The organism is Streptomyces sp. NPDC048361 (genome assembly GCF_040651795.1).
In the GTDB taxonomy this organism is placed as follows: domain Bacteria; phylum Actinomycetota; class Actinomycetes; order Streptomycetales; family Streptomycetaceae; genus Streptomyces.
On record NZ_JBEZKW010000008.1, the window covers coordinates 1 to 19,846 of the forward strand.

The 19,846-nt window shown below is 69.4% G+C and carries 17 protein-coding genes, 1 tRNA gene and 1 pseudogene; 9 read left to right on the forward strand and 10 right to left on the reverse strand.

The features are described from left to right. The first annotated feature begins 153 nt into the window (after positions 1-153). Together AB0D31_RS06525 and AB0D31_RS06530 are read left to right on the forward strand one after the other, a co-directional pair. Positions 154-1,419, forward strand: coding sequence for a Gfo/Idh/MocA family oxidoreductase (locus AB0D31_RS06525; RefSeq protein WP_362717881.1), 1,266 nt, complete (start codon positions 154-156; stop codon positions 1,417-1,419). A gap of 69 nt (positions 1,420-1,488) precedes the next feature. Then, a tRNA-Pro gene (locus AB0D31_RS06530) sits at positions 1,489-1,562 on the forward strand. 378 nt (positions 1,563-1,940) lie between these two features. On the opposite strand, the pseudogene AB0D31_RS06535 reads toward AB0D31_RS06530, so the two are convergent. Then, positions 1,941-2,309, reverse strand: a pseudogene (locus tag AB0D31_RS06535) (hypothetical protein); the annotation flags it as partial. A 62-nt stretch (positions 2,310-2,371) separates the two neighbouring features. Continuing rightward, positions 2,372-2,866 carry a hypothetical protein gene (locus tag AB0D31_RS06540; protein WP_362717884.1) on the reverse strand — a complete coding sequence of 165 codons (495 nt, stop codon included), beginning with the start codon at positions 2,864-2,866 and terminating at the stop codon, positions 2,372-2,374. A gap of 491 nt (positions 2,867-3,357) precedes the next feature. Between AB0D31_RS06540 and AB0D31_RS06545 the strand changes: the two genes are divergently transcribed. The 4 genes from AB0D31_RS06545 to AB0D31_RS06560 all read left to right on the forward strand — a co-directional run bounded on the left by AB0D31_RS06545 (position 3,358) and on the right by AB0D31_RS06560 (position 8,369). Then, a complete protein-coding gene (locus AB0D31_RS06545) occupies positions 3,358-4,314 on the forward strand; it encodes a terpene synthase family protein (RefSeq protein ID WP_362717887.1) in 957 nt (318 codons plus the stop codon). 299 nt (positions 4,315-4,613) lie between these two features. Beyond that, positions 4,614-6,059: a prenyltransferase/squalene oxidase repeat-containing protein gene (locus AB0D31_RS06550; protein WP_362717890.1), complete on the forward strand. Its 1,446-nt coding sequence runs from the start codon at positions 4,614-4,616 to the stop codon at positions 6,057-6,059. A 52-nt stretch (positions 6,060-6,111) separates the two neighbouring features. Continuing rightward, positions 6,112-6,936, forward strand: a complete 825-nt coding sequence (locus AB0D31_RS06555) for a methyltransferase domain-containing protein (RefSeq protein ID WP_362717892.1) — start codon at positions 6,112-6,114, stop codon at positions 6,934-6,936. Continuing rightward, positions 6,933-8,369 (forward strand): NAD-binding protein, encoded by a 1,437-nt coding sequence (locus tag AB0D31_RS06560; protein ID WP_362717894.1) that lies wholly within the window; start codon positions 6,933-6,935, stop codon positions 8,367-8,369. The genes AB0D31_RS06555 and AB0D31_RS06560 overlap by 4 nt, the downstream gene beginning before the upstream one ends. Positions 8,370-8,389: 20 nt before the next feature. Here the strand turns inward: AB0D31_RS06560 and AB0D31_RS06565 are convergent, their stop codons facing one another. Genes AB0D31_RS06565 through AB0D31_RS06575 form a run of 3 tightly spaced genes read right to left on the reverse strand, consistent with a single transcriptional unit; the run spans position 8,390 to position 11,958 of the window. Beyond that, positions 8,390-9,610, reverse strand: coding sequence for a beta-ketoacyl-[acyl-carrier-protein] synthase family protein (locus AB0D31_RS06565; protein WP_362717897.1), 1,221 nt, complete (start codon positions 9,608-9,610; stop codon positions 8,390-8,392). A 3-nt stretch (positions 9,611-9,613) separates the two neighbouring features. Then, a complete protein-coding gene (locus AB0D31_RS06570; RefSeq protein WP_362717900.1) occupies positions 9,614-10,129 on the reverse strand; it encodes an acyl carrier protein in 516 nt (171 codons plus the stop codon). After that, positions 10,126-11,958 carry a fatty acyl-AMP ligase gene (locus AB0D31_RS06575; protein WP_362717903.1) on the reverse strand — a complete coding sequence of 611 codons (1,833 nt, stop codon included), beginning with the start codon at positions 11,956-11,958 and terminating at the stop codon, positions 10,126-10,128. The genes AB0D31_RS06570 and AB0D31_RS06575 overlap by 4 nt, the downstream gene beginning before the upstream one ends. A gap of 569 nt (positions 11,959-12,527) precedes the next feature. Between AB0D31_RS06575 and AB0D31_RS06580 the strand changes: the two genes are divergently transcribed. The 3 genes from AB0D31_RS06580 to AB0D31_RS06590 all read left to right on the forward strand — a co-directional run bounded on the left by AB0D31_RS06580 (position 12,528) and on the right by AB0D31_RS06590 (position 15,435). Further along, positions 12,528-13,640: a wax ester/triacylglycerol synthase domain-containing protein gene (locus AB0D31_RS06580; protein WP_362717906.1), complete on the forward strand. Its 1,113-nt coding sequence runs from the start codon at positions 12,528-12,530 to the stop codon at positions 13,638-13,640. Between the two features lie 58 nt (positions 13,641-13,698). Then, positions 13,699-14,673, forward strand: a complete 975-nt coding sequence (locus tag AB0D31_RS06585) for an SDR family oxidoreductase (RefSeq protein ID WP_362717909.1) — start codon at positions 13,699-13,701, stop codon at positions 14,671-14,673. A 144-nt stretch (positions 14,674-14,817) separates the two neighbouring features. After that, positions 14,818-15,435 carry an HtaA domain-containing protein gene (locus AB0D31_RS06590; protein WP_362717912.1) on the forward strand — a complete coding sequence of 206 codons (618 nt, stop codon included), beginning with the start codon at positions 14,818-14,820 and terminating at the stop codon, positions 15,433-15,435. Positions 15,436-15,813: 378 nt separating this feature from the next. Here AB0D31_RS06590 and AB0D31_RS06595 read toward each other — a convergent pair whose 3' ends face one another. Genes AB0D31_RS06595 through AB0D31_RS06615 form a run of 5 tightly spaced genes read right to left on the reverse strand, consistent with a single transcriptional unit; the run spans position 15,814 to position 19,810 of the window. Then, on the reverse strand, positions 15,814-17,085 hold the full coding sequence (locus AB0D31_RS06595) for a PP2C family protein-serine/threonine phosphatase (protein ID WP_362717914.1): 1,272 nt from the start codon (positions 17,083-17,085) through the stop codon (positions 15,814-15,816). Beyond that, complete coding sequence (locus tag AB0D31_RS06600) at positions 17,082-18,104, reverse strand: SpoIIE family protein phosphatase (RefSeq protein WP_362717917.1); 1,023 nt, start codon at positions 18,102-18,104, stop codon at positions 17,082-17,084. The genes AB0D31_RS06595 and AB0D31_RS06600 overlap by 4 nt, the downstream gene beginning before the upstream one ends. Further along, positions 18,089-18,544, reverse strand: a complete 456-nt coding sequence (locus AB0D31_RS06605; RefSeq protein WP_362717920.1) for an ATP-binding protein — start codon at positions 18,542-18,544, stop codon at positions 18,089-18,091. The genes AB0D31_RS06600 and AB0D31_RS06605 overlap by 16 nt, the downstream gene beginning before the upstream one ends. After that, the gene (locus AB0D31_RS06610; RefSeq protein WP_362717922.1) at positions 18,528-18,938 is read right to left on the reverse strand and encodes an STAS domain-containing protein; all 411 of its coding nucleotides are present in this window, start codon (positions 18,936-18,938) and stop codon (positions 18,528-18,530) included. The genes AB0D31_RS06605 and AB0D31_RS06610 overlap by 17 nt, the downstream gene beginning before the upstream one ends. Next, entirely contained in the window at positions 18,935-19,810 is an 876-nt protein-coding gene (locus AB0D31_RS06615) for an STAS domain-containing protein (protein WP_362717924.1), read from the reverse strand. The genes AB0D31_RS06610 and AB0D31_RS06615 overlap by 4 nt, the downstream gene beginning before the upstream one ends. Between the last annotated feature and the right edge of the window lie 36 nt (positions 19,811-19,846).

Genomic DNA, 19,846 nt, shown 5'->3' on the forward strand with positions numbered 1-19,846 from the left:
CGCCCGGGCCGGCGTACGACACGCCTCTGGGCCCCGCACCAACGCCCGGGCCGGCGTACGACACGCCTCTGGGCCCCGCACCAACGCCCGGGCCGAGCCGCGCCGGTGGCAGCAGATGACAACACAACTCCGCTCCTTGAGAAGGAAGTTGACATGACCGACCTCCGTATCGGCGTGATCGGATTCGGCCTGCGCGGCAGCATCGCGCGGACCGCGCACCGCCCGGGGCGCGGTTGTGTCGTCGCGGCCGTCGCCGACCCCGACCCCCGGGCACGTGACGCGGCCGCCGCGGCGTTCCCCGGCGCGTGGGCCGCCGCCGACCACCGCAAGGTGATCGAGGCCCCGGACATCGACGCCCTGCTCGTTCTCACCCCCGACCACACCCACGCCGACCTCGCCTGCGCCGCCCTGCGCGCGGGAAAACCGGTCTTCGTCGAGAAGCCTCTGGACATCACGGTCGAGCGCTGCGACGAGATCCTGCGCACCGCGCGCTCCACCGGCACCCGCCTGTACGTGGGCCACAACTTGCGGCACATGCCCGTCGTGCGGATGATGCGGGACCTCGTGCAACGGGGCGCCGTCGGCACGGTCAAGACGGTCTGGGTGCGCCACTTCGTCGGGTACGGCGGTGACTGGTACTTCAAGGACTGGCACGCCGAGCGCCGGTACACCACCGGGCTGCTGCTCCAGAAGGCGGCGCACGACATCGACGTGGTGCACTGGCTGTCCGGTGGGTATGCGCGCGACGTCCAGGCCATGGGCGATCTCATGGTGTACGGCGACAACCCGCACCGCCGTTCCCCGGGTGAGCCGAAGACCGAGGACTGGTACACCAAGGACGGCCACTGGCCGCCGCACACCCAGCGCGCGCTGAACCCGGTGATCGACATCGAGGATGTGTCCCTGCTCAACATGCGCCTGGACAACGGTGTGCTCGCCTCCTACCAGCAATGTCATTTCACCCCGGACTACTGGCGCAACTACACGGTCATCGGTGACGCGGGCCGCCTGGAGAACTTCGGCGACGGCCCCGGCGGCCAGGTGAAGGTCTGGAACGCCCGGCGCTCGGGTCACCGGGCGGAGCCCGACGAGACGTACACCATCCCCGGGGACGAGGACGGGGACGGGGACGGGGACAGGGGCGGAGGCGGGGACGGGGACAGGGACGGGGGCGACGCGGGGCACGCCGGGGCGGACCCGCTGATCATGGACGAGTTCCTGCGCTTCGCCCGCGACGGCGGCGCCACCGACACCTCACCCGTCGCGGCCCGGATGGCGGTCGCCGCCGGATACGAAGCCACGGCCTCCCTGCGCACCGGCGGCGTCCCCCGCCAGGTCCCCCCGCTCGACCCCGAGCTGGCGGCCTACTTCCAGCGTGGCCAGCGGGAGGCCCCGGGGCCCGGGCAAAGGGGTTCGTGACCACCCGGGTAAGTGCGGTATTGTTTCCCTGCACGAACGGCCGGGGGAAACCCCAGGTCAGACGGGCATCGGGACGTGGCGCAGCTTGGTAGCGCACTTGACTGGGGGTCAAGGGGTCGCAGGTTCAAATCCTGTCGTCCCGACTTTGCTTTGTGCAGGTCGGAGGCCGTCTTCTCAGAAATGGGAAGGCGGCCTTTCGTGCGTCCGGAGCCATGGTGGTCGCAATGTGGTCGCACGTCGAGTCTGCGGCCGGTCGGCCGATGCGCTGAACCCGGCAATGGCGGGGGAGCGGAGCCGGCGGAGGGCTTCGCGGAGTCGGCGGATGTGGTCGCGTGGTGGTCGCAGCCACTCGGTGCGGTCCGTGGTGCTGCTGGCCTTCTCTGCTCCGGTGAGGGTGCGGTCGATGGTGTCGACGGCTTCGCGGGCCGCCTGCTGGGTGAGATGGGCGTAGAGGTTGGCGGCGTGGACAGGGTGGAGTGCCGCAGGGTCTTGGAGACGACGGTGAGCGGCACGCCGGCGGTGATGGTGATCGTGGCGGCCAGGTGACGCAGGTCGTGCACCGTGATCCTGGGGACACCGGCTTCGGCGGAGAGCCGGGCGAAGTCGGTCCAGCACCTGATGAGGTCCGAGCGGTCGGCCGTCGGGTCGGCAGAAGACGAGTCCGGCGAACGGATCGTCAGGATCGCTGCGTGTTCGAGGCGCCGTTTGTGCCGCAGCGGCGGTAGATACGGCCGCGGCCGGTGCTGGTACGCATGGGGATCGCCTCCGGGAGGCGGAGGGAAGTGGGTTCCTCCAGCCTGCGACCACAGGCGACCACCGCGCCGCTCACGAGCCCGTGACCAGCAAGTTTCCGTTGTTGCCGCGCCAAGGGCCGCGGTCCCGGAGACCACCGGCAGATTCTTCGTCCCATGGGGAACGGCAGCCGCGAGCCGTTGACCAGCGGAGACGCGGTTTACGGCTCTGAGGGGACTGGACGTTCCAGCGGCGTGCCCTCTTTGAGGAATCGGGTGACCGCGTCCATGCGGTCGGAGAACCCGACTGGTGTGTGGTCCGCCAGGAGATCGAGGTGGTCGGCGGGCCACGTCTGGGGGTTGCCCTTCAGCAAGACGAGGCACTGATCGAAGGCGTAGTCCGCGCGTTCGATTCGTTGCACGAGCGAGAGAGCGTGTTCCAGTCCCTGCTCCGAGCCGCCGACGGCCTGAACCAGGACGGTCCGCTTGGGGAGGTTGATGCGCGCGGTGGGGCGTACCCGCGCGCCGCGGGGGAGCTCCACAGTGGGGCGCCGGTCGTAGGCGATGCGGGCATCGTCGAGGTACGCGTAGAGCTGCCGAACGAGTTTGCTGTCCCGCTCAGGAGCCGCGAGCCATCGCAGGCCGTCGGTGGTCAGCATGGCGCTGCTGAGGTCCGAGACGAGTGTCGCCGCCTGTTCCAGAGGTCGGCGGCCCACGATTCGTCCGTCCACTTCGCTGAGTCGGAACGCATTGAGAGTCTCGGTCCAGGCACTTCGGTGGCTTGCCCGTGCGGTGCGACGGCTTGCCCCGCTCGCCATTCCTGAGGCTGCGGGGATGAGAGAGCGCTGAATGGCTGCCCTTGGTGCAGGCAGGCTGACTGCTGTGGTCGCACCCGATACGTCGCCGTTTGCCTGCCCGCGCTAATACGGCGCGGTGCGGATGTGGGTGCCTAGGAGGTATGAAACGACGGCTAACCGGGGAGCGGTCGGTTGTGGCCCAGCCGATGAGCTCGTCCAGAGCGGGCGTCCAGGGCGTAGGTCAGGTGCTTCGCGGGGGAAAAGGGTTGGTCGCCCACCTTCAGCGGGGAGCGCCGCTTTCAACGGCGAGAGCACTGGTTGCACTGACCGTGCGCTGGCGTGCTTGTGTCGGTGGATCCTGACTCTTTTACGCCGTTACCGTCGTGGGCGTGCTCTGACAAGATCGAATTATGGGTGACGGCAGATCAGACTCTGGGAGCCTGGACTTCGGGCAGGTGCTGGAGTGGGCGCGGGCGCATGGCCTGGTGGCGGATGTGCCGGGGGAGCGCCGGCTGGCCGCGATGCGCCTGGATGTGCTGGCCGGAGGCGCTCTGCCGCATGGGGCCAAGGTGGATGTGCTGCTCACGGTGCAGTGGGCGGTGTTCATCTGCTGGGTGGACGACTGTATCGATCGCGGTGGACTGGCCGGTTCCCCCGGGTCGTTGGATCTGTTCACAACGCCACTGCGGCAGATACTCCAGCCAGGTGCCGTCCCGTCGGCCAGGGTGATGTCGCCTCATGTATCGGTGCTGGCTGGGCTGTGGGCGCGGACCGCGCTGGGGATGCCCGCCCGGTGGCGGGAGCGCTTCGCCCGGGAGTACGCGGACTTCCTTGACGCCACGGAGCAGGAGGTCGCCCTGCGACACGCGGGGGCCGCCTTGTCGGTGGCGGATTATGTGCGGCTGCGCCGTCGCACGATCACCCTTGTGCCGATGCTGACTGTCTTGGAGCGCACCGGCCACGCGCTGATGGTGGAGGATCCGCGGGTGGATTCGCGGGTGCGGGATCTTCGGTGGGCGCTGGCCGACATCGCGGGATGGGCCAACGACCTGGCCTCGGGCGCGCACGATGAGCTAGCGGGGCAGGACAACCTCGTGGCGGTCATCGCCCGGCAGGACGGCTGTTCCGCGGACCTGGCGCGTGTCCGGGCCCAAGCCATGCTCGACCAGCGCCGGCGTGACTTCGCCTCGACGGCGCAGACCCTGCGGACTACGCCTCTGCCGGCGGCCCGTGCGGAAGAGCTGGGCCGATACCTGGACCTGGTGGAGCAGTTCATGTCCGCGACGCTGCACTGGCTGTCCACCACCGGCCGGTTCACCTCGGAGACGACCACAACCGTTGTATCCCGTAAGCCGATCCGGCCTTGACGCTCGATACGCACCCCATTCTCCGGACGCGGTCGGCGCCAGGGCCGGACGCGACGGACACCGCGCTGGAAACGGACCCCCCGATGAGAATCCCCGTTCCCCCCACCAGATCCGGCTGGCCGCGTACCTCGTTACCCCCTGGCCTGGGGTCTGCCACCGCCCGGCTGCGCTCCCACCTCACGGCCCGGGTGGGATCGGACGGCGCCGTGCGCGAACCGTGCCACAGTCGAGTCCTAGAGTCCGCCCTGCTGCTGGCACTTCTGGACCGCGCCCGGACAGAGTCTGCCGCCCGCGACCGCGTGGCCGCCTACCTGAACGGCCATCGGCATTGCCCGCAGCCGCTGGACCGGCTGCTGGCCCGCGCCGCCCTCGGCAACCAGGCGGATGCGGCTGAGCTGTTGGACGTCGACGCTTTCCTGCGACAGGCACCGGACTTCACCGGCCCCCGTAAGCGCGCCCTGATCGACGCGGTCCTGCATCTCCTCGGTGTCGGCCCCGCCCCGCAGGCTCCTGCGGCCGAAGCGTTCTCCCAGCGCGGTCTGCACCCCTGGGCACGCGTCCAGGTCACCGCAGTCAAGATCATCCTGGCTCATGCGCGAGGAGCCATGGACGAGGTCGGGGACCAGGACGTGAGTCTGCTGCGCTCCACCCAGCATCCGGGGGCAGTGTGGGAGGGCAACCTCCTGATACACCTGTCCGTGCTGCACGCCCTGTCTTTCGTATGCGGCCTCGACCAGTTGGTCGAGCAGGGGATCCAGACGGTGCTGGAGCACCAGCGCAAGGACGGCGGGATGCCGTTCATCTGCGAGGAGGACACGTGGGTGACCGCCACCGCCGGCATCGCCCTGCACGCCACCGGCGCCGACCAGCGGGTGCTGAACAACATCGCCGGACATCTTATCTCCCTTCAGGACCCGAGCGGGGGATGGTCTTACAGCGAGCGCGCCCAGCTCACCGACGTGGACTGCACCTCCGCCGCCCTTGAAGTCCTCCAACTCACCGACCCGGCCGCCCACCACATCGCGATCCGTCAGGCGGTCGGCAGCCTGCACGCCGTGCGCGGCCAGGACGGGGGATTCCCCACCTATCTCGCCGGCGCACCGTCGGAGGCGTGCATGACTGCGGCCGCCGTGAACGCCCTCGCCACGCAGGGCGCAGCCCAGCACGGTGTGGTGAATCAGGCTCTGGCCTACCTCTCCTCCCGGCAGCACGAAGACGGAACGTTTCCCCCGGACTGGTCCAGCAGTCGTCACCACACCGTCTTCCGCGCGGCCCTCGCGGCCTCTGTGGACGCGGGCGGCCCCGGCAGTCACGGGGAGCGGATCCTCCGGCGGTGCCGGAGCCTGGTCCTCGACACGCAGGAACCGGACGGAGGCTGGGGCCAGCAAGACGGTGCGCCCAGCGACGCACTGAGCACCGCGTACGCCCTGATCACCCTGACAGCAGTGGGCGACGGACGTGAAACGCTCGCGGCCGCCACCCGGGCAAGCGCTTACCTGCTCACCCAGCAGCGCCCCGACGGGTCGATCGCCAGCGTGCCTGACTCCATCGGCCCCCGCCCCTTCGGCTTCACCATCCCCGCTCTGGCCGACGTCTTCACGCTCCTGGCCCTGGGCCACCTCACCCACCGGATCACCCCCGCGAAGCCCGTGGCACTGGGAGGGATGACGACAGCGGCGGCTGCCGGATCCTACTGCCTGCCGCGCCCACCTGCTCGCCCCGGCCGCCTTACGGCCGACGCATGAACCCAGCACACCGCAGCCGCACGCCCTGACCGCCCCTGCCTCGGAGGCCACCATGTCTGATGCTCCCTTGACCGAGCCCGTCGCGGAGTTCTACGACCAGCTCACCGACCTGATCGCGGCCGCCTACGACGGTAACTTCCACCTGGGCTACAGCCCGGACCCCACCGACGACAGCACCCTGGCTGCGGCTCCCGACCTGATGACCGACCAGCTCATCTCACGACTGGGCGCGGGCGCCGGCGACACGGTCCTGGACGTGGGTTGCGGAACGGGCAAGCCTGCCCTGCGCCTGGCCCGCAGGAGCGGCGCGCACGTGGTCGGGATCTCCATCAGCCGCCACCAGGTGAACCTCGCCAACAGCAACGCCCAGGCCGCGGGGCTGCAGGAGGAGGCGCGGTTCGAGTACGCGGACGCGATGAAACTGCCGTACGCGGACGCGTCCTTCGACGCCGCCTGGGCGTTCGAGTCGATGCTCCACATGCCCGACCACGACCTTTTCCTGGCCGAGATGACCCGCGTCCTTAAGCCCGAAGGCCGCCTGGTCATCGCCGACTTCGCCCTGCGCGGCCCCGTCGACCCCGCCGATCAGCCCGTCGTGGATGCCTTCCGCGCCACCAGCCAGGTCGCCTCCCTCCTTCAGATCGACCAGTACCCGGGCCTCCTCGAAGGCACCGGACTCCAGCTGCTGGAGATCACCGACGTCAGCGATCACGCCCGCCCGTCCTTCGCGAAGGTCGTCGGCGACCTGAACGCCGCTCGCGCCGACTTCACCGCCTGCATCGGAGCCGAAGCCTTCGACGCCTTCGTCGGCAGCGTCCAGGCATATGGCGTCCTGCCCCAGGCCGGTTACGTGATCCTCACGGCGAGCGCCCCGTGACCGCACAGGCTTCCGGGCCGCGTTCCGGCGACAGCGAACGCGATCCGGGTATCGCCGCGGGCTGGGACAAGGCCGTGGTGCTTGGTGGCGGCTATGCGGGACTGCTCGCCGCCCGTGTCCTGACCGGCTACTTCCAACAGGTCACTGTCATCGAGCGCGACCCGCCCCCTGTACCCGGCGAGCCCGCGACCCGCCCGGGCGTTCCCCAGGCCCGCCACCCCCATGCCCTTCTGGCCCGCGGGGCCGAACTCGTGGAAGAACTGTTCCCAGGTCTACGCGACGAGCTCATTGCCCGGGGGTGCCCGGTCGAGGATTTTGCTGCGGCCACTCGCATACTGTTCCCGACCGGCTGGGCACCGCGCACCCCGGTCGGCTTCGACGTGCAGCTCACGGCGCGCGCCGTCCTTGAAGACGTTCTGCGTAAACGCGTCACCGCCCTGGCACCAGTGGCCATCCGCTACGGCCTGCACGCCGAGAACCTCCTCCTGCCCGGTCCCGCACACCTCGGCCCGCCCGCAGTGGTGGTCCGCCCACGAGAGGGCGACGTACAGGAGGTGATCGAAGCGGATCTGGTGGTCGAGGCGACGGGCCGCGGGACCAGGCTGCCGCGCTGGCTCGCCGACGCCGGCTACCCGGTCCCCGACAGCGTGGTGGTCGATGGCAAAGTCACCTACGCCTCCCGCATCTACACCCTCAGACCGGACGCTACCCAGGACTGGGTCGCCTCCTACCAGCCCACGCTCGCCCCCCGCTCACCGCGAGGCGCCGTCGCCGCGCGCATTGGCCCCGATTTATGGCAACTCGGTCTGATCGGAGCGGCCGGCCACACCCCACCCACCGACGAGGAAGGCTTCCGCGCCTACGCAGCAGCCCTCGATAATCCCGACTTCACCCACATCATCGAGAACGGCACACCCCACGGCCCGGTCCATCAGACCCACGCCACCGCCAACCGCTGGCACCGGTACGACCGCATGCCCCGCTGGCCCGAACGCCTCATCGCCCTCGGCGACAGCATCTGCGCCCTCAACCCCGTCTACGGACAAGGCATGACGGTCGCCGCCCAGCAGGCCAAACTCCTCGATGCCCTTCTGGCCCAACAGGCGCAGACGACCCATACCACAGGCACCCGCAGCGCACTGGATCGCCTGGGCCCAACATTCCAGCGGCGGGCTGCTGCACTCACCCGCGGCCCGTGGCTCCTCAACACCTCCGCGGACCGAGCCTGGCAGCCCCACGCCGCGCCCCTGGGTACCCGCATCGCCACCCGCTATCTCACCGCCCTCACCGCACGCCTGCCCCACCACCCCGCCCTCTTCCTCCGCTTCGCCCGCAGCATGCACATGCTCGACGCCCCCACCACCCTGGCCACACCTCGCGCACTGGCTCAGCTCGCCTCGCTCCCTACCGTGCCTCGCCGCCAGGCGGAGTAGCTGGCGAGCGTCCCGCCCGCCTAAGGGGTGTGGAATGCGAGAACGACGTTGTGGCCGCCGAACCCGAAGGAGTTGCTGAGCGCCGCGGCTACGCGCTGCTCCACTGCGGCTTTGGTGACGAGGTTGAGGTCGATGCCCAGGTCCGGATTCTCGAGGTTGGCGGTGGGTGGGATCAGCGAGTGCTGGATGCTCAGCACGGTCAGGGCGGCCTCGACAGCGCCGGTGGCGCCCAGGGAGTGACCCAGGACGCCCTTGGTGGACGTCACCAGCGGGTTGTGGGGCAGGACGGCCTGCAGGGTGTGGGCTTCGACGGAGTCATTGAGGCGGGTCGAGGTGCCGTGAGCGTTGACGTAGCCGATGTCGCTTCCGCTCAGCCCTGCATCCGTGAGGGCGGTGAGCATGGCCTGTTTGATGCCGCGGCCTTCCGGGTGGGGTGTGGTGGGGTGGTAGGCGTCGGTGGTGGATCCGCAGCCGGCGAGCAGGGCCCGGGGACGGTGCCGACGGGCGATCGTGTCTTCGGCGCGTTCGAAGATGAGGATGGCGGCGGCCTCGCCCAGTACGAATCCGTCGCGTGCCTGATCGAAGGGCCGGGATGCGGATGCGGGATCGTCACAGCGGGCGGAGAGGGCGCCGAGCTGGGCGAGACCGGTCACGATCAGGGGCGTGTTGCACGCTTCGGTGCCGCCGGCGATGACGACATCGCACTGCCGGGAGGTCAGCAGGTCGCGTGCGATCACGATGGCGGTGGCGCCGGAGGCGCATGCGGTCCCCGTGGCAAGACTCGGGCCCCGGGCGCCGCACGCGAGGGCGACCTCTCCTGCCGGGGTGCTGGGCCCGATCATCGGTAGCAGCAAAGGGGAGACCCGCCGGGGCCCGAAGTCGTGCAGCCGCCTCCCTTGGGTTTCCCAGGTGTGCGAGGCACCCACCCCGCAGCCGATGACGACTCCTACACGAGCACCGTCCCAGGTGGCCGGGTCCAGGCCCGCGTCCAGTAGAGCCTCCTTGGCGGCGATGACGGCGAGTTGGCTGGAGCGGTCCAGGCGGTGCGCGGTACGGCGTCCCAAGACGTCGGCGGCGTCGAAGTGGGGCAGGGAGCAGCAGAAATCGACGGGCAGAGCAGCCAGCTGGTCGCTGGTGGCGGCTGTCGACTTACCGTCCAGGACGCCTTCCCAGGTGGCCTCCACGCCCATCCCGGCAGGAGTGAGCAGGCCGAGCCCGGTGACGGCGATTCGCGGTGTCACGGTTTACGCCTGCTGCGGCTGGGCGGCGTGCGTGAGTTGTTCTGCGGCCTCTGCCAGGGTGGTGTCCAGGGTCATGCTGTCGGCGCCGGCGTAGGTCTCTTCCGTTGCCATGACGACCAGCTCGGTGAGGGACAGTGAGTCCATGTCCAGCTGGCGGAAGGTGGTCTGCGGGCTGATGTGCGAGGTGTCGATGCCGATCTCGAACATCATCGCAACGAGCCTGTCGAACATGCGGGTTGTCTCCATTGGCGGAAGGGAGGGTGGTACCGAGGGGTCTGTGGTGGTGAGGTGGGCGGCAAGCGCCTCGATGCTGGGGTGGCGTCTCATGTCTGCGAGGGGCAGCGTCACTCCGTACCTCGATTCCAGGTCGGCTGTGATGATCACCTCTTCCATCGAGGTGACGCCGAGTGCGTCCAAGGGCATGTCCGGGTCGATGTCCTGCGCTGCTACTTCCAGCAGCGCGGCGATGTGCCCTGTCAGCCAGTGGCGGATCTCCACGGGGGACGGGGACTGGCTCACGTGACCTCATTCCCGATCTCGGTCCCGCGCGGCGGGGTGTCTGTGGTGCTCACGGTGGCGAGGTAGTGGCGACGGCAGTCACCGCGCCGGAGTTTGCCGCTGGTAGTGCGCGGGAGGGTTCCTCGTCTGACGGCGACCACGTTGTGGGGGCGTACGCCGTGGCCTTCGGCGACTGCCGTCTGGACCCGGCGGCGCAGGCCGACGTCCTCGGCGGTGTCCGCGCCGGCGGCGAGTTCGACCACGACGATCAGCCGGTCGCCTTCGGCATCGGTGCCTGGTACGGCGAAGGCGGCCACGCCGCCGGGTACGGCTTCGCCGATGGCCCGACGGACGGTGTCCTCGATATCGCTCGGCGCGTGGTTGGCGCCGTGGAGGATGATGACGTCCTTCAGTCTGCCGAGTACGAACACCTCGCCCCCGTGCAGGAACCCGAGGTCGCCGGTGCGCAGCCAGCCGGGCCGGCTGCCGTCCGTGGTCTTGAGGGTGCGGTCGAACAACTCGGCGGAGCGCGCAGGCTGGCGCCAGTAGCCTGCCGCGATGTTGGGGCCGCGTAGCCAGAGTTCTCCGACCTGTCCCGGTTCACGCTCGACTCCGGTCTCGGGGTCGGCTACCCGTACCTCCTGTGCAACGGGCCGGCCGCAGCCCACCACCGTTGTGACACGCTTCGGCGGTTGTTCCTCTACACGGTCGTTCACGACGCGGACGAGGCCGGCGGAGAGTGCCTCGCTGTCCAAAGCCAGTTCGGTCCACCGCTGCCCCGGGCGATTGCAGGCCACCAGTACGGTCGCCTCCGCCAGGCCGTAGCTGGGCTTGACCGCGTCACCGGCCAGACCGCAGGCGGCGAAAGCCTCGCTGAAGCGCCGCAGCGTGCCGACGCGCACGGGCTCGGCCCCGTTCGTCAGCACTCGGACACAGCTCAGGTCCAAGTCCAGCCCGGCGGGATCGGGAACCTTCCGTACGCACAGGTCGTAGGCGAAGTTCGGACCGCCACTGAAGTGAGCGCGGTGCGCATCCAGGAGCCGCAGCCACCGAACGGGCCGCTGGATGAAAGCGAGAGGCGACATCAGCGCGAGATGGGCCCCGGCGAGCATCGGGGCGAGGACCCCGATGGACAGGCCCATGTCGTGAAAGAGCGGCAGCCAGCTCGCGATGGGGGTCTCGGCGCCCAGGCCGCACCCGTCGATGACCTGCCGGGTACTGGCGACCAGGTTGGCGTGCGTGATGACCGCCCCGGCGGGCCGCCCGGTGGAACCGGAGGTGTACTGCAGATACGCCGGCTCCTCCGGCCCTGCCCGGTACCGCGACCACCCGGCCGCCCACCCCGGGTCGGTCTCTTCCACCAGCCACACGGGAGCCCGCCCGTCGGTCAGCTCCTGGCATGCTGCCGCGGCCGGTCCGACGGTGAGCAGGCATACCGGGTCCGCGTCGGCGAGCACTGCCGCCAGCTGGTTCTGGCGCCGGGGGTCCTCCGGCGGGAACAGCGGCACCGCTGTCATCCCGGCGTACAGACACGCAAGAAGTCCGAGGCTGTATTCGTTGCCCTGCGGGCACAGGACGGCGACCCGCGAGCCCCGGGGAAAGCCGGCTTCGAGCGCGGCCGCCAGAGCGCGGGCCCGCAGATCCACCTGGCCGAACGTCAGGTTCTGCCACAGGCCGCCCTCGTCGTGTCCGTAGCTGACGAAGCTGAGTGCCGGACGGTCCCTCAGACGAGCCGCGTGACCGTTCAGCACCGCAGGAAGCGGGGTCCAGCCGCCCGTCGGCACCAGTGGCGTAGAGCGGGTACCACTGGTCACCGTCGAGGCGGGTCCCGTACGGGAGAGGTCAGGCATACCAACAGGCCCCTTTGCACCGTGTCGCCGAGTGGTGTCTGTGAAGAGCCGGCGTTCCCTTCTCCCGGTGGAGCGGAGCTCGGCTCGTACCTCCCACCCCTGCCGCAAGAGCCGAGACGCCGGGCTGGGTCCCCGGCGGCGGGAGGGGAAAGGCTCGGCAAGCTGACCGCACAGCCGAGATTCCGCTGAAGCCGAGCAGTCGCGCGCTGCTGCAATCGGGTGAGGCTTTCCCCTGATCGGGTGACCCCGAAAGGGCAGGCCCCCAGCACGCGCAGTTGCGCCAACGCTCTCCATCGCGCTCGTCAGCCGATGTCCACGCTCGGACGCGCATCCAAAGTGCGCCAGGGATCGTTCCATCGAAGGCACGCCCGACCCCTGAGTGCACGTCCGCGAGCGGAGCATGAGTGAAAGCGCCCACCAACACCGGCACCAGCGCCGCCGCGCAACGCCACGATGAGAGGCTCAGCACTGTCGCAGCCCCCGGGCCGACTGACTTGGCAGCGAATACCACACCACCTACGGAAGTCGCCTCCGCAGGCGCAGAGTCCAGCCCCCACCAGGACCGCGCCATGCTCGAGTGGTCACGCCGGCGTCCCGATGACGGCCTCGTCATTGGCGTCATGCTGAGGCTGCGAGGCCCCAAGCCCACCGCCGAGCAGATCGCCGAGCTCGTGACAGCCCGCCTGCCTCACCTGCCCGCACTCGCGGAGTGCCTGGACGGCCCCGTCGGCGCAGAGGTCTGGCGTCCGGACCGAGCCTTCGACGCCTGCCGACACGTCCATGTCCTTGACCAGGCAGCCGACCTGACCCGCCCGGCGCAGATGCTGGCCAATCAGCCGTTGCCGGAAGACCGGCCGCGCTGGGGAATGTGGCTCGGGGACGGCGAGCGCGAGGGCGAGTACGTGCTGGCCTACCGTGTCCACCATGCCGCCCAGGACGGAATCGCGGCCGCGCACACCATCAGGCACCTGTTCGACGCCCGCACCCGGGCCCTCCCGCGCAGTGAAACCCCCGAGCACATCGGTCACGCGGCCACCGCGCTCTCCCGAACCGACAGCCGCCTGCTGGCCACGGCAGATGTACCCATGGAGGCGATGCGCGCCATCAGCCGCGGCACGGGCGCCTCCCTCAACGACATCTACCTCACCGCCCTGGCCGGAGCCCTGCGCGCCTGGCTGCCTCCCGCCGACCGTGACCAGCCGGCCCCCGTGCGGGTCCCCTTCAGCGTGCGCCTGCGCCATGAGCGCCAGGACCGGGGCAACCGGCTGGGATACACGCGCCTGCTCCTGCCGGTCGACGAGCCAAACCCCGCACACAGGCTGAGGCGAGTGGTCCAGCGAACGGCCGACTGGCCCCGGGAGCGAACCCGAAGGCTTCTGGACCGCATGCCGCACCACCTGCTGTGGAAGCACATCGCAGCCTCCCTCACGCCCGGAGACTCCCTCGCCAGCGCCACCCTCCTCAGCATCCCCACACCACTCGCCTTCAACGGCTCACCCGTCACCGGAGGCATCGCCACGCCCCCGCTGGCCGCCGGGCACCTCTTCTCCAGCGTCCTGTTCCTCCACCGGACCTCAGCCACCGTTTCCTTCACCGCACAACAGCACCACCAGCACGTACGCGACCTGCCCCACCTGTGGCACAGCGCGGTCGCCGAACTGGCCGCCGCCACCTGCCCCTGACACCCCAGCTCCGGCGGCGCAGACTCGCCGGGTACTCAGCCACGACCCGAGGAGCTTTGTGCACCCGTCCCGCTCCACCGTCCTGCTCACCGGATCCACGGGAGTGATCGGCACGAGCCTCCTGCCCGCCCTTGCCGCACGCCACGACGTCACCGCACTCTTTCGCAATCGAAAGCCTGACGGTCCCGCCGTATGTGTGGAAGGCGACCTCACCGCCGAAGGCCTGGGCATGAGCACCAGCGAGCGCCGAGCACTGGCAGCGAAGATCGACATCATCGTGCACTGCGCCGGCCTCACCGGCATGACCCCGCCCGACCTCACCGCCTTCGACACCATCAACGCCGAAGGCACACGCAGCATCCTGCACCTCGCCGAGGAGGCACGCGTACCCGTCCTGCTGCTCTCCTCCGCCGCAGCCGCCTTCCAGGTCCCCGGCGAGGACCTGACCGCCCGCCGCATGCGCGCCTACAGCAGCTCGAAGCGCCGCGCGGAAGAACTGGCCGCCCATTGCAGCCAGCCTGTCGCCATCGTCCGCCCGGCCCTCCTGTTCGCCGCACGCAACGCCACCACCGCACCACTCCACCAGTTCCCCCACGCACTGATCACCGCCCTGCTGCAGGGCCGCGCCGGCGGCCTGCCCGTCAACCCCGACCACTGGTGCGACGTCCTGCCCATCGAACTCCTCATCGACTACCTCACGGCCCTGACAGATGCCCTCCTCAGCGGTGACGGCAGCGCAGCCACCCTCCACTGGGTCACCGCCGGTCAGGCCCGCCTGACGGCCGCCGATATCGAACGCGCCTGCCTGGACTACCTCACCGAGACGGGACGGCCCCCCACCGGCCCGCTCCTCGCCCCGCCCGCGGCTTCGCGACCGCGCAGCCACGGGATGGCCCGTATCGCCCAACTCGGCTTCCAGCCCCCTGAACATCCCGCACTTCCCAGTCATCTGGACCGCCTGCTGCCTGGGCAGCTGACGCGTCCAGCAGCCCTCGAAGCCCTGGCCCGCAGCGTGCGCCTATGCGCCCCATAGATGCGTAGGACCATCCCGGCCCCGGCAGACGGAAACGTGACCACCCGTGCAAGCGCCACCGACCCTCGGACCGGCGACGGACGCGTACGAGTGATCACGAGCGATCCCGCGGTTCCAACCCAGGAACCACTCGTTACCGAGGGCGTGAAGATCTTCAATTCCAAGAAGCGCGTGGTCGTCCTCGTCCTCGCCGCCACGTCGGTCCTCGGCATCGCGGCCGTCCAGGCCGGCGCCATCGGCGCTGACCTCCCCCTGCGCGGCAGCGGCACCTTCTGTCTCTCGCCGAACGCGGAGCGCACCCTGACAGCCCAGAACGTGACACTCAAAGCGATCGCCCCCGCCACGAGCACCGGCAGGTGCGTCACGCTGCCCGGCGCCGGCAACCTCTCTCCCAACCTCTCCGGCGGCGAGATGCCCCTCAAGGGAGGCATGCGCTTCACCGGATCCGACCACCGACTCGATGTGACCAACCTCCACATCCACATCAAGATCGGCGAAGGCTCCACCAGCGCGGACGTCGCCCAGGACGGCGCACCGGCCACGCACGTCGACTTCTTCCACTACCCGGTCTCGCTCGACCGGGTTTCCTTCACACCGACCACCGTGGACACCACGAACATCCCGCTCAAGCTCACCGCCCCTGGTGCAGCAGCCTTCACCAACGCCTTCGGTACGGGCACGACCGCAGCCCACGACCCGCTCTTCCTCTTCGACGGACACGCTCAGGTCACCAACCCCCTGGGGGGCATCCCCAAGCCGTAGCGACGCTGCAGCTCGCAGGGGAGGTCCAGGGGCGGGCTGCCCCGCTACCGGATCCGCGACCGGCACGAGGCCTACGACTGAGAGGGCTCCTGGCGTTGGCGTGAGGTCATCCTCGACCTGCGACGCCGAGCCGAAAGGAAGCGACGCCACACCGCTTCCTGAGCCGCTCTTCCTCTGGCAGCCGTCTGTGACGGCCGCGGGTTGGCCCGAGGGCCAGGTGGCGCCCCTTGGGGACCAGTTGGGGACCGGTGTCCTTGCCGGGGTCAGCGGGACAGGACGAGCAGACTCGGCAGCGTAATGGTAGAGGCGGGTTTGTCATCCAGCCGGTCGCAGTAGGACGACGGTGGCCGTCTCCCCTCGCTTGCTTCGTCGGCCTTCTCAGAGTCCTTGCCGCAGCTCCGGCTCCTGCGGTACGCGGATGGCCAGTGCCAGGGTGTCGTCCGGGTGGAGGACGATCGTGTGCATCTCGGCGGCGATGGCGCTGGGGATGTCCGACAGGGGCTTTCCGGCATGACGGCGTGCGGCCTCGATGAGTCGTTCCTCGCCCTCGCACGGGTTTCTCCGGCTCTCCGTCAACCCATCGGTATAGAGGATGAGCAGGTCGCCGGGGTCGAGACGGGTCTGGAGCAGGCGCTCGCTGCCAGGCAGAGGAAAGCCGACGCCCCTTCCAGGGACTTGCAGATAGCGGGCCTGGCCATCTGCTGGGAGGAGGAGCGCCGGGGGGTGGCTTCCGTTGGCCAGTTGCAGCACACCGCTTGTCGGGTTGATGCGGGCGAGGAGTGCCGTGGCCATCAGCCCTGGCGCCAGGGGAGTGAGCAGTTCATGGGCGCGCCCCAGAATGGACTGCAGCGGGTGGCCTTCGAGAGCGAGGGTGCGCACGGCATGGGTCACGTCGAGGGCGCTTCTGGTACTCCCCACCCCGTGGCCGAGTGCGTCGACGATGGTGATGTGGAGGGTGCCGTCGGGCAGCCTGAACCAGTCGTAGAGGTCTCCGCCGGTGGGGGCGTGCGGGTCGGCTGGTGCGTAGTGGACCGCCAGTTCCAGCCCTGCGACCTCCAACAGGGCGGGCCGCAAGGCATCCTCGAGTTCCTGCAGCATGGAACCGTGTGCTTTGCGCAGCTGTTCGTCGCGTTCTTCGAGTTGGACGTACAAGGCGAGGACGCCACCGTTGGTCTCGGCCAGTTCGTGCTTGAGACGGCGGTGCTCGGCCCGGAGAGCATCCGTGACGGCGAGCGCGGCACGAAGTTCCTCATCCACAGTGCCCGCTCGGCCACGGGGTACGAGGCTGCGCTGCGGGAACCCGCCGGCCCCGCCGGTGCGGGGGCCGTTCTCGCCGGCCAGGGGAATGTGCCAGGTTACTGCCGAGGTTGGCGGTGCTGGAGCCGCAGAGAGCGGCAAATCGACGCAGGAGAGCGGCCCGAGGGCCTGGGGAGCCTTCAACGTGGCGGTCATGATGGGCGTACCGCGATCGCTGTCCGTCTCGACGTCAACGGCGAAGCTCACGGGATGGCCGACGGCGAACTCTGCTTCCGCCACATCGGCGACCGACAGAACGAGGCGGGAGCGGACCTCGGGCGGCAGCCCATAACGCTGCGCAGTGCTGCGCACGGCCGCACACAGGGCCGGCAGCGTATAGAAAGTGCCGTTCACAGGTGCCTCTGGTGGGGTCGTACGGCCAGGACCGCCGCGTCGTCGCGGGCATTGCGGTGATGGTGCATCACCGACGCGGTGAGCAGCTCCGGGGGGAGACGCAACACGAACAAGGAAGGGTCCTGGGTCCAGCGGGCATCTATGCCGTCGGAATGCAGCAGTGCTGTAGCTCCGGCCGGCAGCGCGATGGAGTGGGTCTTGGGCGTCGGCATCCGCCATCCCACGACCCCGGGCTGACCCGTCAGCCGATGGTGAACGCCTTCGTGAGACAGGGCTACCGCACGAACGTTGCCGATCCCGCAGTAGCGGGCCTGCGCGCCTTCGAGGCGCAGGAGCCCGACAGCCGCGCCGCGGGTATGGCGCAAGGCACGGTGCATAGCGTTGAGGACGTCCGGCAGGGGGTGCGCGGCAGCTGTGCGGAAAGAACGCAGGGCGCTCTGGGCGGCCTCGGCGGCTTCGCTGCCGTGTCCGAGCCCATCAATGACGGCGGCCGTTCGGATACAGCCGGTATCGACGACCGCGCCGGCGTCTCCGCAATGCTCCTCCAGGTCGGCAGGCAGGCACAGCAACGCGGCACTCTGCCTGGCTGCGTCGGCCTGCTCGGGCCGGACGAGGCGGGCCGATGCGTACGTTCCCGCCCCGACCTGTGTCCGGATGCTGAAGCACGTGGCTATCCGGCGGACGGCGCCCAGGCCCGCGCCCAGCGTGCCGACCGTGGTGTATCCGTCTGCCAGACAGCGTTCGAGTTCGGGCATGCCCGGACCGCGGTCCGCCGCCAGGATTTCCACTCCACCACTGAGCGGGAGGGGCTGAATGTAAAGGGCGCCGTCCTTGGCGTGCTTGTCGATGTTGCTGGCCAGCTCGGAGGCGAGCACCGCCGCCTGATCCGGCATGGCGCCTGGCAGTCCGCACTGTGCACCCAGCGCCCGGGCGGCCGCAGCGGCCACGTGCACGGCACTGTAGTGGTCGATACGGACGTGGGCCGGCGGCGTAACGGCCAAGGTCACCGGCTGTCCCACCGGGTGACGATCACGGTCGTCCCCTTCCCCGCTTCGGTACGTACCTCGAAGTCGTGCATGAGGCGGCGCGCACCGCCCAGCCCATGTCCGAGGCCCACACCGGTGGTGAACCCGTCGGCGAGAGCGGCGTCAAGATCGGGGATGCCGGGGCCGGTGTCACTTATGGTCAGGCGCAGCCCTGAACTGCTGCCGCGGCTCAGGTATTCGATCGTCAGGGTCCCCCCGCCGCCGTGGATGTAGGCGTTGCGGGCCAGTTCGCTGGCCGTCGTCACGACCCGGGTCTGATCGACAATGCCGAAACCGGCCTTCACGGTAGCCGCGCGCACGGCATGTCGGACCGACAGCAGATCCTCCTCGGTGTGCAGGACGAGGAGTTCGGTCCTGTCGTCGGCAGTGGGGTGTGTGGCGGAGACAGTGTGGCGGTTAGCGAGTTGGGTCATTTCGTGCCCCTTCCGGGGGCCGCGAGGCCTGATACCACCCGAGTGCGGCGATGCCCTGTTCTGCGTTCAGGGCGGTTTCGACACCGTCGAGCTCAAGGCCCAGTTCGACCAGAGTGATGGCCACCGCGGGCTGCATGCCCGCCACGATGACCCGGGCTCCCAGCAGGCGTGCCATGGACGTCATCTCCATCAACATGCGTGCCACGAAGGAGTCGACCATCTCCAAGCGGGAGATGTCGATGAGAACGCCGCGGGATCGATCACACGCTATGCGTTCGGTGAGCTCGTCGGTGAAGGCCAGAGCGCTCTTGTCGTCGAGCTCGTTGAGGAGACCGGTAATCAGCACATCGCCCAGGCGCAGGATCGGAACGCCCCTGCTTGGCTGCGCTCTCATCGGAGAGCCTGCGAATCGGCGACGGAGCCACCGGTGGTCAGCTTGATGGCCTCGGACAGCGCGTCAGCCAGGCTGGCGCGCGTGAGGATCATCGACAAGTCGATGCCCAACTGCGCGATGGTCTGCGCGATCGAGGGACGGATACCGCTGATGACGCAGTCCGCTCCCATGAGACGCACGGCGGTGACGGTCTGCATCAGGTGCTGGGCCACTGCGGTGTCGACGGTCGGTACACCCGTGATGTCGATGATCGCCACCTGGGCTTCGTGTTCCTGGATCGCCTGCAGGAGATTCTCCATCACGACCTGGGTACGCGCTGTGTCCAGAGTACCGATCAGCGGAACCGCCAGAACGTGCTGCCAGAGCCGAACGACGGGCGTGGACAGACCCAGCAACTGCTTGCCTTGCCTGCGGATGATCTCTTCGCGGCCCTCAACATAGGTGTCGAAGGACAGCGCCCCGGCAGCGTCCAGCAGACGGTTGATCAGCAAAGCCGCCCCGAACAGCTCGGAGGCATCGTCAGTGGCGGCCTGCACCGTCTCCAACACTGCCTCTTTGAGGGCGAGCACGGCCAGCGACGTCGCGGTCGGCGTGGCCCCGCCCCGAGCCCTGCGCAGCGACAGATCGATTACCGCTTGGCGCAACTCCTGATGGGCGTTGACTACTTGGGCCACGGGCAGACCCGTGGCCAGCCCTGCCGCGAGGGCGGCGACGAGCGCATCGGCTTCCTCACGCAGCTCGCGCTCACCGACCCCCTCTCTCAGCTCGGCCTGCGCCAGCTGCAGCTCAACCCACCGGTCGGCTACCGCCTCAGCACTGTCCTGCAACGCCTTCGCCACACGCTGACGGACCGCGGCCTCGCTGATGCTCACCCATCCACCCTTCATCAGTTCCACTCCCGCGGCAGG